Source organism: Eleftheria terrae, from assembly GCF_030419005.1.
Classification (GTDB): domain Bacteria; phylum Pseudomonadota; class Gammaproteobacteria; order Burkholderiales; family Burkholderiaceae_C; genus Caldimonas; species Caldimonas terrae.
Map to the genome: position 1 here is coordinate 3,583,543 of NZ_CP106951.1, position 15,343 is coordinate 3,598,885.

Below are 15,343 nucleotides of genomic sequence, written 5' to 3' on the forward strand. Positions count from 1 at the left end.
CGCCCGAGGACCCACCGTGCCCACCGAACTGCTGGAGCGCCAGAGCGCCACCTCCCGTGCTGCCGACGACGACGTGCTGCTGTCGGCCCAGAACATCCGCAAGGCCTTTCCCGGCGTCGTGGCGCTGGACCGCGTGTCGCTGAAGATACGCGCCGGCCGCGTGCATGCCCTGATGGGCGAGAACGGCGCTGGCAAGTCGACGCTGATGAAGGTGCTCTCGGGCATCTACCGCCCTGACGGCGGCAGCCTGCTGCTGCGCGGGCAGCCGCTGGTGCTGAAGACGCCGCGCGACGCGCTGGACCGCGGCATCGCCATGATCCACCAGGAGCTGAACCTGCTGGCCGACATGACGGTGGCCGAGAACATCTTCATCGGCCGCGAGCCCCGCAACCGGCTCGGCCTGGTCGACCACCGCGCGCTGCACCGGCAGACCGAGGCACTGCTGCAGCGCCTGGGCCTGCACATCGACCCCGAGGTGGAGCTGGGCGAGCTGAGCATCGCCAACCGGCAGATGGTCGAGATCGCCAAGGCGGTGTCCTTCGATTCCGACGTGCTGATCATGGACGAGCCCACCTCGGCCATCACCGACAAGGAGGTGGCGCACCTCTTTCGCATCATCGAAGACCTCAAGCGCCAGGGCAAGGCCATCGTCTACATCACGCACAAGATGGACGAGGTGTTCCGCATCGCCGACGACATCTCGGTGTTCCGCGACGGCCGCCACATCGTCACCGGCGAGGCGAGCGAGTTCGACAACCGTTCACTGATCGCCGCCATGGTGGGCCGCGAGCTGAACCAGATCTTCCCCAAGCAGGTGGCCACCATCGGCGACGTCGTGCTGTCGGTGCGCGGCCTCACGCGGCGTCCCGCCTTCCGCGACGTCAGCTTCGAGGTGCGGGCCGGCGAGATCCTGGGCCTGGCCGGGTTGATGGGCTCGGGCCGCACGGAGGTGGTGGAAGCCATCTTCGGGGTGACGCCCGCCGACGGCGGCGAGCTCTGCGTGGACGGCCGCTGCGTGCAGGTGCGCGAGCCGCGCGACGCCATCCGCCTGGGCATGGCCTTGCTGACCGAGGACCGCAAGAAGTCCGGCCTGTTCCTGTCGCTGACGGTGGGCGACAACATGGAGATCACCTCGCTGCACCGCCACGAGACCGCCGGCTTCGTGCGCCAGGCCGAGGTGCGCCAGCTGTGCGAAGGCATGCGGCGGCAGCTGCAGGTCAAGACACCGTCGCTGGACGAGACCATCGAGAACCTCAGCGGCGGCAACCAGCAGAAGGTGCTGATCGGCCGCTGGCTGCTCAACCAGCCGCGCATCCTCATCCTCGACGAGCCGACCCGCGGCATCGACGTCGGCGCCAAGGCCGAGATCCACAAGCTGATGACCTCGCTCGCTCAGGCGGGCGTGGCCATCGTGATGATCTCGTCGGAGCTGCCCGAGGTGATGGGCATGAGCGATCGCATCCTGGTGATGCACGAAGGCCGCGCCGCCGGCACGCTGGCGCGTGCCGAGTTCTCGCAGGAAAAGATCATGGCGCTCGCCTCCGGCGTGGGCGCCGCCGCCTGATGGACATGCAGACCGTGAACCCGACCGCCGCCCCCGGGGCGGCCGGCAGCCGCGACAGGAGACCCCCCGCCATGCAGCTCACCCAAGCCACTCCCGCGCCCGAGGCGCCCTTCGCGCCACGCGCCCACCGCCGGTTGCCGCCCGAGCTCAGCATCGGCCTGGTGCTGATCGGCATCGCGCTGGGCTTCGAGGTGCTGGGCTGGATCGTGCGCGACCAGTCCTTCCTCTACAACCCGCAAGGCCTGCTCATCATGATCCTGCAGGTCTCGGAGATCGGCCTGCTGGCCATCGGCGTGACCATGGTGATCATCGCCGGCGGCATCGACCTGTCCTCGGGCTCGGTGGTGGCCTTGTCGGCCATCGTCGCGGCCAGCCTGGCGCAGGTGTCGGACTACTCGCGGGCGGTGTACCCGTCGCTGACCGACCTGCCGGCGATCGTGCCAATGCTGGCCGGCATCGCGGTCGGTGGCCTGGTGGGCTTCATCAACGGCACGCTGGTGGTGAAGACGGCCATCCCGCCCTTCATCGTGACGCTGGGCATGATGGTCTCGGCCCGCGGCCTGGCCCGCTACTACACCCACGGCCAGCCGGTCAGCATGCTGAGCGACAGCTACCTGTGGATCGGCAGCGGCGCCATGCCGGTGATCGTCTTCCTCGGCACGGCCCTGGTCTTCCACCTGGTGCTGCGCTACACCCGCTTCGGCAAGTGCACCTACGCGATCGGCGGCAACCCGGTGGCCGCCCGCGTCTCGGGCATCAACCTCAACAAGCACCTGGTGATGATCTACGTGCTGGCGGGGCTGCTGGCCGGGCTGGGCGGCGTCATCGCGTCCTCGCGGGCGCAAACCGGGCAGTCGGGCATGGGCATGTCCTATGAGCTCGATGCCATCGCCGCGGCCGTCATCGGCGGCACCAGCCTGTCCGGCGGGGTGGGGCGCATCACCGGCACCGTCATCGGCGCGCTGATCCTCGGGGTGATTTCCAGCGGCTTCACCTTCCTGGGGGTGGACTCCTACATCCAGGAAATCATCAAGGGCGGGATCATCGTCGCCGCGGTGGTGGCCGACCAGATCCGCAAGAAGAAGCGCTGAACGCCCGCAGACAGGGCCTTTCTCCGGAACAACCGCCATGCCTACCCTTCAATTCCCCGCCGGCCGCCGCCACGACCTGGCCTGCCTCGGCCGGCTGGCCGTGGACCTCTATGCCCAGCAGGTCGGCTGCCGTCTCGAAGACGCCACCAGCTTCGCCAAGTACCTCGGCGGCTCCTCCGCCAACCTCGCCTTCGGCGTGGCCCGCCTGGGGCTGCGCAGCGCGATGATCTCGCGCGTCGGCAACGAGCACATGGGCCGCTTCCTGGTCGAGACGCTGCAGCAGGAAGGCTGCGACACCTCGCAAGTGCAGGTCGACCCCGAGCGCCTCACCGGCCTGGTGCTGCTGGGCCTGAAGGACCGCGACACCTTCCCGCTGCTGTTCTACCGCGAGAACTGCGCCGACATGGCGCTTGACGCGGCCCTGATCGACGAGCGCTTCATCGCCGATTGCCGTGCGCTGGCCATCACCGGCACCCACCTCAGCACGCCCGGCACCCGGCAGGCCGCCACCCGGGCCCTGCAGTACGCCGGCCGGCACGGCGTGGTGCGGGTGCTGGACATCGACTTCCGCCCGGTGCTGTGGGGCCTGACCCGCAGGGGCGAGGGCGAGAGGCGCTATGTGCCGGATGCCGGCGTGACGCGGCAGCTGCAGGCGCTGCTGGGCGAGTTCGAGCTGATCGTCGGCACCGAGGAGGAATTCCTGATCGCCGGCGGCGAGCCCACCGACCTGCTGGCGTCGCTGCGCGCCGTGCGTGCGGCCAGCGCCGCCACGCTGGTGGTCAAGCGCGGTGCGCTGGGCTGCTGCGTGATCGAGGGCGAGGTGCCGGCCGACCTTGGCGACGCGCCAACCTACGCTGGCGAGCGGGTCGAGGTGCTCAACGTACTGGGGGCCGGCGATGCCTTCCTGTCGGGCCTGCTCAGCGGGCTGCTGCAGGGGCGCGACTTCGCTGCGTCGGCACGCATTGCCAACGCCTGCGGCGCCATCGTCGTCTCGCGCCACGGCTGCGCGCCGGCCATGCCCACGCAGGCGGAGCTGGCGCACTGGTTCTCCGGGCAGCGCTCGCCCCGGGTGGATGCCGACGCGCAGCTGGCCCACCTGCACCGCGTGGCCGTGCCGCGGCGGCGCTGGGACGAGTTGTGCGTGATGGCCTTCGACCACCGGGCGCAGTTCTTCGAGCTGGCTCGCGAGGCAGGGGCGCCGGAGGCACGCATCCCCGCGCTCAAGCTGCTGCTGGTGCAGGCGGTGGAGCAGGTCGAGCAGGCGCATGGCCTGCGCGGTCGCATCGGCGTGCTGATCGACGGCGCCTATGGCGAGGCGGCCCTGCACCGCGCCACCAGCCGCGGCTGGTGGGTGGGCCGCCCGGTGGAGCTGCCCGGCTCGCGGCCGCTGCGCTTCGACGGCGGCGACTCAGTGGCCACCCAGCTGCTGCACTGGCCCGCCGAGCAGGTGGTGAAGTGCCTGGTGCACTACCACCCGGACGATCCCGCCCTGCTGCGGCTGGAGCAGGAGAGCCAGCTGCGCCAGCTCTGGCAAGCCACGCGCGCCAGCGGGCACGAGCTGCTGCTGGAGGTGATCCCGCCGCGCCGCGCCGGCGTGAGCCAGGACGAGGCGGTGCTGCGTGCGGTGACGCGCCTGTACAACCTCGGCCTCAAGCCCGAATGGTGGAAGCTCGCGCCGATGAGCGATGCCGGCTGGCAGGCGCTGCAGGCCCTGGTGCGCCAGCGCGACCCACACTGCCGCGGCGCCGTCATCCTCGGGCTGAACCAGCCGCTGGCGGAACTGGTACGCGGCTTCTCGCAGGCCGGCAGCGACATCGTGCGCGGCTTCATGGTGGGCCGCACGCTGTGGTCCGAGCCCAGCCGGCGCTGGCTGCGCGGCGAGCTGGACGACAGCGCCCTGGTGCAGGCGGTGGCCGGCAACTTCGGCGAGCTGGTGCAGGCCTGGCTGTCGCGCGCCACCCCGGTGCGTCAGGCGGCCTGAGGCAGGAAAGGACCGAGAGCAATGGGAACCCAACGACTCACCGTGGCCCAGGCGCTGGTGCGCCACCTGGCGGCCCTGCGGGTGGAACAGTCCGACGGCAGCTTGCTGCCCTATGTGGGCGGCGTGTTCGGCATCTTCGGCCACGGCAACGTGGCCGGCCTGGGCGAGGCCCTGTGGGCCGGGCGCGCGGAGCTGCCCACCTACCGGGCGCACAACGAGCAGGGCATGGCCCACGCCGCCATCGCCTATGCCAAGGCGCACATGCGCCGCCGCATCATGGCCGTCACCACGTCCATCGGCCCGGGCGCCACCAACCTGGTGACGGCCGCGGCGCTGGCGCATGTGAACCGCCTGCCGGTGCTGCTGCTGCCGGGCGACGTGTTCGCCTCGCGCGCGCCCGACCCGGTGCTGCAGCAGGTCGAGGACTTCCACCAGGGCGACCTGTCGGCCAACGACTGCTTCCGTCCGGTGACGCGCTATTTCGACCGCCTGATGCGGCCCGAGCAGCTGCTGACCGCGCTGCCGCGGGCGGTGCAGGTGATGACCGACCCGGCGCTGTGCGGCCCGGCCTGCCTGGCCTTGCCGCAGGACGTGCAGGCCGAGGCCTTCGACTGCCCCGACGACTTCCTGCACCCCGAGCCGCTGCGGCTGCGCCGCCCCGAGCCCGACCAGGACGAGCTGGCCCGCGCCGCCGAGCTGCTGCGCAGCGCCCGCCGGCCCTTCGTGGTGGCCGGCGGCGGCGTGCTGTACAGCGAGGCCGGTGCCGCGCTGCGCGAGTTCTGCGAGCGCCATGGCGTGCCGGTGGCCGAGACCCAGGCCGGCAAGAGCAGCCTGTCCTGGGACCATCCGATGAACCTGGGTGCCATCGGCGTCACCGGCTCCCCCGCGGCCAACACGCTGGCCCGCGATGCCGACCTGGTGCTGGCCGTGGGCAGCCGGCTGCAGGACTTCACCACCGGCTCGCACGCCCTGTTCGCGCAGGCGCGGCTGCTGAGCCTGAACGTGCAGCCGGTGGACGCCGCCAAGTGGGGCGGCCGTTCGCTGGTGTGCGATGCGCGGGTCGGTCTGCAGCGGCTCTCGCGGGCCTGCGAAGGCTGGCGGGCCGACGCCGGCTGGACCGACCGCGCCGCCACCGCCGCCGCCGCGTGGCGCGACCGGGTCGCTGAGCTGACCACCGCTGCCCCGCGCGGGCAGGAGCTGCCCTACGACGCGGAAGTCATCGGCGCGGTGCGCGACTCGGCGGCCGATTCACCCACGCAGGACGTCGTGGTCTGCGCCGCCGGCACCCTGCCGGCGGAGCTGCACAAGCTGTGGCGCGCGGCCGGGCCCGGCAACTACCACATGGAGTACGGCTACTCCTGCATGGGCTACGAGATCGCGGGCGGCCTGGGCGTGAAGATGGCTCGCCCGCAGCAGGAAGTGATCGTGATGGTGGGCGACGGCTCCTACCTGATGATGAACTCCGAGATCGCCACCTCGGTGATGCTGGGCCGCAAGCTCATCGTGGTGGTGCTGGACAACCGCGGCTACGGCTGCATCCACCGCCTGCAGCGCGCCAGCGGCGGGGCCCGCTTCAACAACCTGCTCGACGACTGCGTGCCCGAGGGCGGCGAGCCGGCGCAGATCGACTTCGCCATGCATGCGCGCAGCCTGGGCGCCGATGCCGAGCATGTGGCCGACGTGGCGGCGCTGAAGGCCGCCATGGTGCGGGCCCGTGCATCAAGCCGCACCACCGTGCTGGTGATCGACACGACGCCCGAGCGCACCACCGCCGACGGCGGCTGCTGGTGGGAAGTGGCGCTGCCCGAAGTGTCGCAGCGCGCCGAAGTGGCCACCGCCCGGCAGGAATACCGCGTCAACAAGCAGCAGCAGCGGGTGTGAAGCACCGCCCGCGCAATTGGAAGGCAACACGATGATGAGCAACACGCCCTGGAACGTCCGCATCGGCATCAATCCCATCTCCTGGAGCAACGACGACCTGCCCAGCCTGGGCGGTGAAACGCCGCTCGAGACCGCGCTGTCCGAGGGCGCCGAGATCGGCTACGAAGGCTTCGAGCTGGGCAACAAGTTCCCCAAGGACCCGCAGGCCCTGAAGGCCAAGCTGGCCGAGTTCGGTGTGGCCTGCGTCTCCGGCTGGTATTCGGGCCGGCTGGCCGAGGGCACGCTCGAAGACGAGATGGCCGCCTGCACCGCCCACATGCGCAAGCTGCAGGCGCAGGGCTGCCGGGTGGTGGTCTACGGTGAGGTGGCCCAGTCGGTGCAGGGCCAGCTGGAGGTGCCGCTGTTCAAGCGGCCGCGCTTCACCAGCGACGCGCAATGGCAAGGCTATGCGGCACGCCTCGACGCCTTCGGTGCCCACCTGAAGGAGTGCTACGGCCTGACGCTGGCCTATCACCACCACATGGGCGCCTATGTCGAGTCGCCGCAGGACATCGACCGGCTGATGGCCGAGACCGATCCCGGCAAGGTCGGCCTGCTGTTCGACACCGGCCATGCCTACTTCGGCGGCGCGCCCGATCCGCTGGCGGTGCTGAAGCAGCATGTGCACCGCGTGGTGCATGTGCATTGCAAGGACGTGCGGGCCGAGGTGGTAGCGATGGCGCGCAACCGCCAGTGGGCCTTCCTGGAATCGGTGCTCAACGGCGCCTTCACCGTGCCTGGCGACGGCGCGATCGACTTCGCCGCCGTGCTCGACACCCTGCATGCTGCCGGCTACCAGGGCTGGCTGGTGGTGGAGGCCGAGCAGGACCCGGCCGTGGCACCCAGCTACGCCTATGCCAAGAAGGGCCACGACACGCTGCGCGCGCTGGTGGATGCCATCAACCAGCGCCGCCTGGCGGCCTGAGGAGGGACGACCATGAGCCTGCTCGTGAAGGCCCGTCCGGTGGGCCGCGAGATCGTCGAGGTGACGCCGGCATCGGCCGGCTGGACCCATGTCGGCTTCCGCGCGCTGCGGCTGGCCAAGGGCGAGGCCGAGGCGGTGCAGACCGGCACGCGCGAGCTGTGCCTGGTGGTGCTCACCGGCCGCGTCGATGTCGAGGCCGCAGGCCATGCCTGGCGCGGCCTCGGCACGCGTGACAGCGTCTTCGAGCCGGTAGCGCCGGCGGCGGTCTACCTGCCGCCGGGGCAGGCGGTGCGCATCACCGCCCTGGGCCCCGCCGAGGTGGCGCTGTGCACCGCACCGTCGAGCGGGCGCCACCCGGCCCGCCTGATCGAGCCCGGCGCGATGACCCGCAGCACCCGCGGGCAGGGCAGCAACACCCGCTACATCTGCGACATCCTGCCCGAGTCCGATGCCGGGGCCGACCACCTGCTGGTGGTGGAGGTGGTGACGCCGGCCGGGCATTCGTCCAGCTATCCGCCGCACAAGCACGACACCGAGGCGGCGCCCGGCGAGACGCAGCTGGAGGAGACCTACTACCACCGCCTCAACCCGGCCCAGGGCTTTGCCTTCCAGCGGGTCTACACCGACGACCGCAGCCTGGACGAGGCCCTGGCCGTCGAGAACCACGACGTGGTGATGGTGCCGCGTGGCTACCACCCCTGCGTGGCGCCGCACGGCTACGACCTCTACTACCTGAACGTGATGGCCGGCCCGGGGCGGCGCTGGTGCTTCCGCAACGACCCCGCCCACGAGTGGATGCTGCGCTGAGCGGTGGGCATGCCCGGGGCCATGTCAGCGGCCGTTCAAGGCGCGCCAGCGCTCCACCGGCAGCCGCCAGGCGCCGTGTTCCCGCAGCTCATGCCCGGGCGGCAGCCGGGGATGCTCGAAGTTGGCTGCATCGCGGCTCATGCCGAGCCGGTGCATCACGGCCTGCGAGCGTTGGTTGACGACAGCGGTGAAGGACACCACCTCCTGCAGGCCCAGTCGTTCGAAGCCGAACTGCAGCGCCGCCTGCGCCGCTTCCGTCGCATGGCCCTGGCCCCAGGCCGCCCGGGCCAGCCGCCAGCCGATCTCGACACCGGGCGAGCAGGGCAGCACCTCGGGCACCTCGCACAGGCCGGTGAAGCCGATGAAGCGGCTGTCGGCGCGGCGCTCCACCGCCCACAGCCCCCAGCCGTCGCGCTCGATATGGGCCTGCAGGCGCTCGACCAGGGCATCGCTGTCGGCACGCTCGAGGCGGCTCGGCAGGTAGCGCATCACCTCGGCGTCGGCATTCATCGCGGCGAAGGGGGCCAGGTCGTCAGCGCGCCAGGGGCGCAGGCGCAGCTGGGGGGTGTCGAGGGTGATCGGCGTCATGGCGATGAGCGAGGTTGCGTGCACGGGCCGCCAGCATACGCAAGCCGGCCTGGCCGTCACACATTGAACAGGCGCGCCAATGGCCGAATCCCCACAATCGAACCCCCCACGCACAACAACTGAAGAGAGAGACACATGCCCAAAGATTTCTCGACAATGGAAGACTCCAACCGCTCTTCCAATCCCGACATCCACAGCGTCTCCGACCCTGCCCGGCGCACCCTCGTGCGTGGCGGCCTCTCCGCGGTGGTGGCCGGCCTGTTCGCGCCCCTGCTGCCGGGCTGTGCCACGCCGGGCGGGCCAGGCGCAGGCGGTGCCAAGCTCGGCTTCAAGTCGGTGCCCGTCACCGCGGGCGACCGGCTGGTGGTGCCCGAGGGCTACGTGGCCCGCGTGCTCGCCCCGTGGGGCGAGCCGGTGGGCGTGGCGGGCGACATGCCGGCCTTCAAGCCCGATGCGAGCAACACCGCGGCCGAGCAGGCGGTGCAAATGGGCATGCACCATGACGGCGTGCACTTCTACCCGCTGGGCAGCGGCAGCGACCACGGGCTGCTCGTGATGAACCACGAATACACCGACGACGGCCTGCTGCATGCCGACGGCATGGCCACCTGGTCGGCCGAGAAGGTCCGCAAGTCGCAGGCGGCCCACGGTATCTCGGTGATCGAGCTGCAGCGCCAGGATGCCACCTGGGAAGTGGTGCGGCCGTCGCGGTACGCGCGCCGCATCACCGCCTACACCCCTTTCCGCGTGGCCGGCCCGGCCGCCGGCCATGCGCTGCTGCGCACCGCGGCCGACCCCGAGGGCCGCCGCGTGCTGGGCACGTTCAACAACTGCGCGAGCGGCAAGACGCCCTGGGGCACCTACCTGGCCGGCGAGGAGAACTTCTTCGGCTACTTCCACGGTCCCGCCGAGCCGGACGCGCATGCCAGGCGCTGGGGCCTCAAGCCCAACGGCTGGGGCTACCGCTGGCACGAGCACGACGAGCGCTTCGACGCGACCCGCCATCCCAACGAGCCGAACCGCTTCGGCTGGATCGTCGAGATCGATCCGATGGACCCCACCTCCACACCCGTCAAGCGCACCGCGCTCGGCCGCGGCACGCACGAGGGCGCCACGGTGGCCGTCACCCGCGACGGCCGGGCGGTGGTGTACTCCGGCGAGGATGCTCGCTTCGAGTACATCTACAAGTTCGTCTCGCGTGATGCCATCCGCCCCGGCGGCGCCCAGGCCAACCGGGACCTGCTCGACCATGGCACGCTGTACGTGGCCCGCTTCGACGCGGGCGGGCGCGGTGCCTGGCTGCCGCTCGTGCACGGCAGCGGCCCGCTGACCGCTGCCAACGGCTTCGCCGACCAGGGCGAGGTGCTGGTGAAAGGCCGCCAGGCCAGCGACCTGCTGGGTGGCACCAAGATGGACCGCCCGGAATGGCTCACGGTGGACAGCGAGCGCCGCGAGGTCTACTGCTCGCTGACCAACAACACCAGCCGCGGCACCGAGGGGCAGCCCCCGGTCGATGCGGCCAATCCGCGTGCCGCCAACAGCATGGGCCAGATCATCCGCTGGAAGGAAGACGGCGACTTCGACGGCCTGGCCTTCAGCTGGAACCACTTCGTGCTGGCCGGCGACCCGGCCAACGAGAACCCGGATGCGCGTGGCAACGTCAAGGGCGACTTCTTCGGCAGCCCCGACGGCCTCTTCATGGACCCGCGCGGCGTGCTGTGGATCGAGACCGACGCCTCTTCCACCACGATGGGCAAGGGCGACTACGCTCGCCTGCCGCAGAACATGATGCTGGCGGCCGACGTCACCACCGGCGAGATCCGGCGCTTCCTGGTCGGCCCGCCCGGCTGCGAGGTCACCGGTGCCACGATGGCGCCGGACCTCTGCACCCTGTTCGTCAACATCCAGCATCCCGGCGAGACGCCGTCCGAGCGCAGCGACCCTGCCGCGCCGGGCCGCTATTCGAGCTGGCCCGACGGCAACGGCGGCCGGCCACGCTCGGCGACGGTGGTCATCCGCCGGCAGGATGGCGGCATCATCGGCACCTGATGCCTCAGCCGGCGTAGCGGCCGGCCGGCAGGCCGGTGGCGTCGGTCTGCACCGAGAACAGGGCCCCGGCCAGCGGCTCGGCCCGCAGTTGCAGCGGGTCCATGCCCTCACGGGCGCTGCAGACGAACAGCGTGCGCCGGTGCGGCCCGCCGAAGGCCAGATGGGTGACCTGCCGGGCGGGCAGCTCCAGGCGCATCAGTTCACGGCCATCCGCCGGGTCGTGGCAGCTGACGCAGCCGCCGCCCCAGCGGGCGATCCAGAGTCGGCCGGCCGTGTCCACCGCCATGCCACGCGGGCGGCCCTCCGCAGGGTCGCAACGCAGGCATTCACGGCGGGCCGACAGCTGTGCCGAGCCGGCGTCGAAATCGAAGGCCCAGACCCGGCTGTCGCCATCATTCAGGTACACGGTGGCACCGTCCGGCGACCAGGCCAGGCCATGCACGGGGGTGTCCTCACCCTGCAGCGCCGGGCTGCCATCACGGTGCGCCGGCATCTGCCACAGCGCCAGGCCGCGAGCCGGCCGGCCGGCCTGGGCCAGGCCGACCCAGAAGCGCCCGTGCGAGTCGCAACCGCCCTGCACCCAGCGCTGGCCGTCCTGCAGGACGGACGGTGTGCCGGCGAGCGGCTCGAGGCGGCCGTAGCCGTCCGCCGCTTGCGGATCGAAGCAGGCCAGGCCGTGAGGCAGGGCCACCAGCAGGCTGTCCGCGTCCTGGCGCTCGGCCAGCGCGTAGACGGGCGCCTGGAAGTACCAGCGTTCGCGATGGCCGTTGTCGGGGGTGTAGCGGTAGAGGCGCTGGGCTGGCGTGTCCACCCAGTACAGCGCCTGCTGGCGCTCGGACCAGCACGGCGCGTCGCCATAGCGGGCGCGGGCGCGCCACACTGCGAGCAGGTCGCTGTAGAGCTGGGGCGGTTCGACGGCGGACATGGGCGAGAGGCAGCGGTCGTTGCCTTGGCACAACCGGCCCGGCGGCTGCCACGGCAAGGCGCGAAACGAAGAGTCCCGAGCGTCCGGCACGCGGGGGCGCGGCGCCTGGCCGATTGCGCGATCGCTGCGGCTCAGTGCCGACCTCACGGAAGATGGTCCTGCGTTGCTGCCTGCACGGTGGCAATGGGGCAGCGCGACAGGTCGATCGCGTGAGATCCGCAAACTGCTTGTACTGGCCGACACTCGGCTGGGGCGACACCCTGTCCAGCAGGTCGCTCGTGAACTCTTCGTCGCAAGGGAGATTCAGCAATCGCGGTGCCCGGGCACCAACCACCACGGGAAGGCAGGATCGGGCTGCCCAGGAGGCAAAAAGCCAGGGTAACTACGGATGCCGGGAACCCGGTGCGAGCGGTGCCCGCCTGGTGCCCACCCACAGGTGGCGCCGGCCTGACGGGCCGGCGCGTAAAAAAGGCCAGCCGCGGCTGGCCTTGCTGCTGCAAGGGCAGGGGGCCGGCTACTTCGCGGTGGGCATCGCGAACTCGGCGCCCTTGGCCGTTGCCTCCGGCCAGCGCTGCATCACCGACTTCTGCTTGGTGTAGAAGCGCACGCCTTCCTCGCCATAGGCGTGCTGGTCGCCGAACAGGCTCTTCTTCCAGCCACCGAAGCCGTGCCAGGCCATCGGCACCGGGATGGGCACGTTGATGCCGACCATGCCGACCTGGATGCGGCGCGCGAACTCCCGCGCCACATGGCCGTCTCGGGTGTAGCAGGCGACGCCATTGCCGAACTCGTGGGCATTCACCAGCTCGACCGCTTCGGCGAAGTCGTTCACGCGCACACAGGACAGCACCGGCCCGAAGATCTCTTCCCGGTAGATGCGCATCTGCGGCGTCACATGGTCGAACAGCGTGCCGCCGATCCAGAAGCCCTGCTCATGCCCCGGCACCTTCAGGCCGCGGCCGTCGACGACCAGGCGGGCGCCACTGTTCACGCCGTCCTCGATGTAGCCGCAAATGCGATCGAGCGCCTGCCGCGAGACGATGGGGCCCATCTCGGCATCGGGCTCCATGCCGTTCTTGATCTTGAGCTGGCGGGCCCGCTCGGCCAGGCGCGGCACGATGCGGTCGGCCACGTCGCCCACCAGCACCGCCACCGAGATGGCCATGCAGCGCTCCCCCGCCGAGCCGTAGGCGGCGCCCACCAGGGCATCCACCGCCTGCTCCATGTCGGCGTCGGGCATCACCACCATGTGGTTCTTGGCACCGCCCAGGGCTTGCACGCGCTTGCCGAAGTGGGCGCCTCGCTCGTAGAGGTACTGCGCGATCGGGGTGGAGCCGACGAAGCTCAGCGCCTTCACGCCGGGATGCTCGAGCAGCGCGTCCACGGCCACCTTGTCGCCCTGCACCACGTTGAAGGCTCCGTCGGGCAGGCCGGCCTGCTTCAGCAGCTCGGCCATGAAGAGGGCGGCCGAAGGGTCGCGCTCGCTCGGCTTGAGCACGAAGGTGTTGCCGCAGGCCAGGGCCAGCGGAAACATCCAGCACGGCACCATGCAGGGGAAATTGAAGGGCGTGATGCCGGCCACCACGCCCAGCGGCTGCCGCAGCGTCCAGTTGTCGATGCCGGTGGAGACCTGGTCGGTGTAGTCGCCCTTGAGCAGCTGCGGAATGCCGCAAGCGAACTCCACCACGTCGATGCCACGCGAGACCTCGCCCTGGGCGTCGCTGAACACCTTGCCATGCTCGCTGGTGATGAGGGCGGCCAGCGTGTCGCGGTGCTGGTTCAGCAGCTCCAGGAACTTCAGCATCACGCGGGCGCGCCGGATCGGCGGCGTCTCCGCCCATGCCGGGAAGGCCGCTTGCGCGGCTGCGACCGCGGCGGCCACGTCCTCGGCCGAGGCCATCCTCACCTGGCGGGCCACCTCGCCGGTGGCCGGGTTGAACACGTCCTGGACGCGTTCGCCATGGCCCGGGGCCAGTCGGCCGTCGATCCAGTGCTGCACGGTGGTGGACACGGACGGGGGGGAAGACGGGAGATCGGATGCGCCCACGACGGCTCCTTCCTGTGAGAGGGGATGGGATGAGAGTGAGCACAGTCTAGGTGGCGCCCCGGGCTTTGAGAATGCCAACGAGCTGATTACATTGTTCAGCATCCTGAACAATGGCCGACTTCCGGCCGCCCCTCATGAGCGCCCACCAGATCGCACCCGTCCTGGCCGACCTGCACCTGCTGACCGTGCTGGCCGAGACCCGCAGCTTCACCCAGGCCGCCCGCCGCCTGGGCGTGTCCAAGGCGTCGGTCAGCGGCCGGGTGGCCGACCTGGAGCGGGCGGCCGGCGTGCCGCTGGTGCGCCGCACGACCCGTTCGGTGGGTCTGACCGAGGCTGGCCAGCAATTGGTGGCCGACATCCAGGCCTCGTTCACCCGCATCGAGCAGAGCTTCGCCAGCGTGCGCGACCTGGCCGGCACGCCGCGCGGCCTGGTGCGGGTGACGGCGCCGGTGGCGCTCGGGCGGCAGCACGTCGCGCCGACCCTGCCTGCCTTCCTGCGCCGCTATCCCGAGATCCGGCTCGAGATCGAGCTGAGCGACCGCTTCGTCAACCTCGCCCAGGAAGGCTTCGACCTGGCCATACGCCACACCCAGGCACCGCCGGAGACCCATGTGGCCTGGCCGCTGTGCTGCACCCGCTCCCTGCTCGTGGCGCACGCCGATTACCTGGCGCGCCGCCCCGCCCCGCAGCAGCCGGCCGAGCTGGCCGCGCACGACTGCCTGCTGTACCTGCGCGACAGCGGCGCACAGAGCTGGTCTTTCGAGCGCCAGCTCGGCCGCCGGCCGGCCGAGCGCGTCAGCGTCCCCGTCAGCGGCCCGCTGAAGGCCAACAACAGCGAGGTGCTGCGCGAAGCGGTGCTGGGCGGGCTGGGCATCGGGCTGCTGCCCGATTTCAGTGCCCTGTCCGGGCTGCGCTCCGGGCAGCTGCGGCAGCTGTTGCCCGAGTGGCGTCCGGTCGGCTTCTTCGGCGAGCGGCTGTTCGCCATCCGGCCCTGGAGCGCCCAGGTGCCGCGTGCGGTGCAGTGCTTCGTCGACCACCTTCGCGGCGCGCTGGCCGGCGGCTTCGGCCAGTGAAGCGGCAGTGGACGAGGTCCGCAGAGCAGGCAAAAAAAGAGCCCACCCGGAGGCCGGGCGGGCTTCAAGTCCTCAATAGGACGTCGTTGGGAGCAGGTGGTCTTGTCGCGCCTTGTAGCGCTCTGGGGCGCTTGAAGACACGTGCCGAATTGAGAGAATCCCAGTTCCGTGTGACAGCTACTGGGAAGCAACTGTACTGTCCGCCCGCGGACACAACATCCCTCAGATAGGGGAGGAAGCCAGATTGCTGCACGGCGGCCTCAAAAAAATTGCAAGCTTTGGTTACTGTGCTGCGTAGCAGGCCACATGGCGGATCACGTGGCATCGTCGCATCGCCGGCCCTGCCGGACGCGGGGCGCTTGACGCGCATCAA

At 70.8% G+C, this 15,343-nt stretch carries 11 protein-coding genes; 8 read left to right on the forward strand and 3 right to left on the reverse strand.

All coding sequences use genetic code 11. The features are described from left to right. The first annotated feature begins 16 nt into the window (after positions 1-16). The 6 genes from N7L95_RS15865 (at position 17) to iolB (ending at position 8,288) form a co-directional block, all read left to right on the forward strand. Positions 17-1,564, forward strand: coding sequence for a sugar ABC transporter ATP-binding protein (locus N7L95_RS15865; RefSeq protein ID WP_301256228.1), 1,548 nt, complete (start codon positions 17-19; stop codon positions 1,562-1,564). A gap of 71 nt (positions 1,565-1,635) precedes the next feature. After that, positions 1,636-2,655, forward strand: coding sequence for an ABC transporter permease (locus tag N7L95_RS15870; protein ID WP_301256229.1), 1,020 nt, complete (start codon positions 1,636-1,638; stop codon positions 2,653-2,655). Between the two features lie 37 nt (positions 2,656-2,692). After that, positions 2,693-4,636, forward strand: coding sequence for a bifunctional 5-dehydro-2-deoxygluconokinase/5-dehydro-2-deoxyphosphogluconate aldolase (locus N7L95_RS15875; protein WP_301256230.1), 1,944 nt, complete (start codon positions 2,693-2,695; stop codon positions 4,634-4,636). Between the two features lie 21 nt (positions 4,637-4,657). Continuing rightward, a complete protein-coding gene (iolD, locus tag N7L95_RS15880; protein ID WP_301256231.1) occupies positions 4,658-6,517 on the forward strand; it encodes a 3D-(3,5/4)-trihydroxycyclohexane-1,2-dione acylhydrolase (decyclizing) in 1,860 nt (619 codons plus the stop codon). 34 nt (positions 6,518-6,551) lie between these two features. After that, a complete protein-coding gene (gene iolE, locus N7L95_RS15885; RefSeq protein WP_301256232.1) occupies positions 6,552-7,481 on the forward strand; it encodes a myo-inosose-2 dehydratase in 930 nt (309 codons plus the stop codon). A gap of 12 nt (positions 7,482-7,493) precedes the next feature. Further along, complete coding sequence (iolB, locus tag N7L95_RS15890; protein WP_301256233.1) at positions 7,494-8,288, forward strand: 5-deoxy-glucuronate isomerase; 795 nt, start codon at positions 7,494-7,496, stop codon at positions 8,286-8,288. A gap of 24 nt (positions 8,289-8,312) precedes the next feature. Here iolB and N7L95_RS15895 read toward each other — a convergent pair whose 3' ends face one another. Beyond that, positions 8,313-8,876: a GNAT family N-acetyltransferase gene (locus N7L95_RS15895; protein WP_301260163.1), complete on the reverse strand. Its 564-nt coding sequence runs from the start codon at positions 8,874-8,876 to the stop codon at positions 8,313-8,315. A gap of 135 nt (positions 8,877-9,011) precedes the next feature. On the opposite strand from N7L95_RS15895, the gene N7L95_RS15900 reads away from it, so the two are divergent. Next, on the forward strand, positions 9,012-10,925 hold the full coding sequence (locus tag N7L95_RS15900; protein ID WP_301256234.1) for a PhoX family protein: 1,914 nt from the start codon (positions 9,012-9,014) through the stop codon (positions 10,923-10,925). 4 nt (positions 10,926-10,929) lie between these two features. On the opposite strand, the gene N7L95_RS15905 is transcribed toward N7L95_RS15900, so the two are convergent. Both N7L95_RS15905 and N7L95_RS15910 read right to left on the reverse strand, forming a co-directional pair. Continuing rightward, complete coding sequence (locus N7L95_RS15905; protein ID WP_301256235.1) at positions 10,930-11,850, reverse strand: SMP-30/gluconolactonase/LRE family protein; 921 nt, start codon at positions 11,848-11,850, stop codon at positions 10,930-10,932. A gap of 514 nt (positions 11,851-12,364) precedes the next feature. Beyond that, positions 12,365-13,861 (reverse strand): CoA-acylating methylmalonate-semialdehyde dehydrogenase, encoded by a 1,497-nt coding sequence (locus N7L95_RS15910; protein ID WP_301260164.1) that lies wholly within the window; start codon positions 13,859-13,861, stop codon positions 12,365-12,367. Positions 13,862-14,031: 170 nt separating this feature from the next. On the opposite strand from N7L95_RS15910, the gene N7L95_RS15915 reads away from it, so the two are divergent. Beyond that, on the forward strand, positions 14,032-14,970 hold the full coding sequence (locus tag N7L95_RS15915) for a LysR family transcriptional regulator (protein WP_301256236.1): 939 nt from the start codon (positions 14,032-14,034) through the stop codon (positions 14,968-14,970). Positions 14,971-15,343: the final 373 nt, after the last annotated feature.

What these genes read in the sequence shown, in the direction of transcription:
- N7L95_RS15870 (WP_301256229.1), top strand. Translation starts at nt 1,636, where the DNA reads ATGCAGCTCACCCAAGCCACTCCCGCGCCCGAGGCGCCCTTCGCGCCA.
- N7L95_RS15875 (WP_301256230.1), top strand. Translation starts at nt 2,693, where the DNA reads ATGCCTACCCTTCAATTCCCCGCCGGCCGCCGCCACGACCTGGCCTGC.
- iolD (WP_301256231.1), top strand. Translation starts at nt 4,658, where the DNA reads ATGGGAACCCAACGACTCACCGTGGCCCAGGCGCTGGTGCGCCACCTG.
- iolE (WP_301256232.1), top strand. Translation starts at nt 6,552, where the DNA reads ATGAGCAACACGCCCTGGAACGTCCGCATCGGCATCAATCCCATCTCC.
- iolB (WP_301256233.1), top strand. Translation starts at nt 7,494, where the DNA reads ATGAGCCTGCTCGTGAAGGCCCGTCCGGTGGGCCGCGAGATCGTCGAG.
- N7L95_RS15895 (WP_301260163.1), bottom strand. Translation starts at nt 8,876, where the DNA reads ATGACGCCGATCACCCTCGACACCCCCCAGCTGCGCCTGCGCCCCTGG.
- N7L95_RS15900 (WP_301256234.1), top strand. Translation starts at nt 9,012, where the DNA reads ATGCCCAAAGATTTCTCGACAATGGAAGACTCCAACCGCTCTTCCAAT.
- N7L95_RS15905 (WP_301256235.1), bottom strand. Translation starts at nt 11,850, where the DNA reads ATGTCCGCCGTCGAACCGCCCCAGCTCTACAGCGACCTGCTCGCAGTG.
- N7L95_RS15915 (WP_301256236.1), top strand. Translation starts at nt 14,032, where the DNA reads ATGAGCGCCCACCAGATCGCACCCGTCCTGGCCGACCTGCACCTGCTG.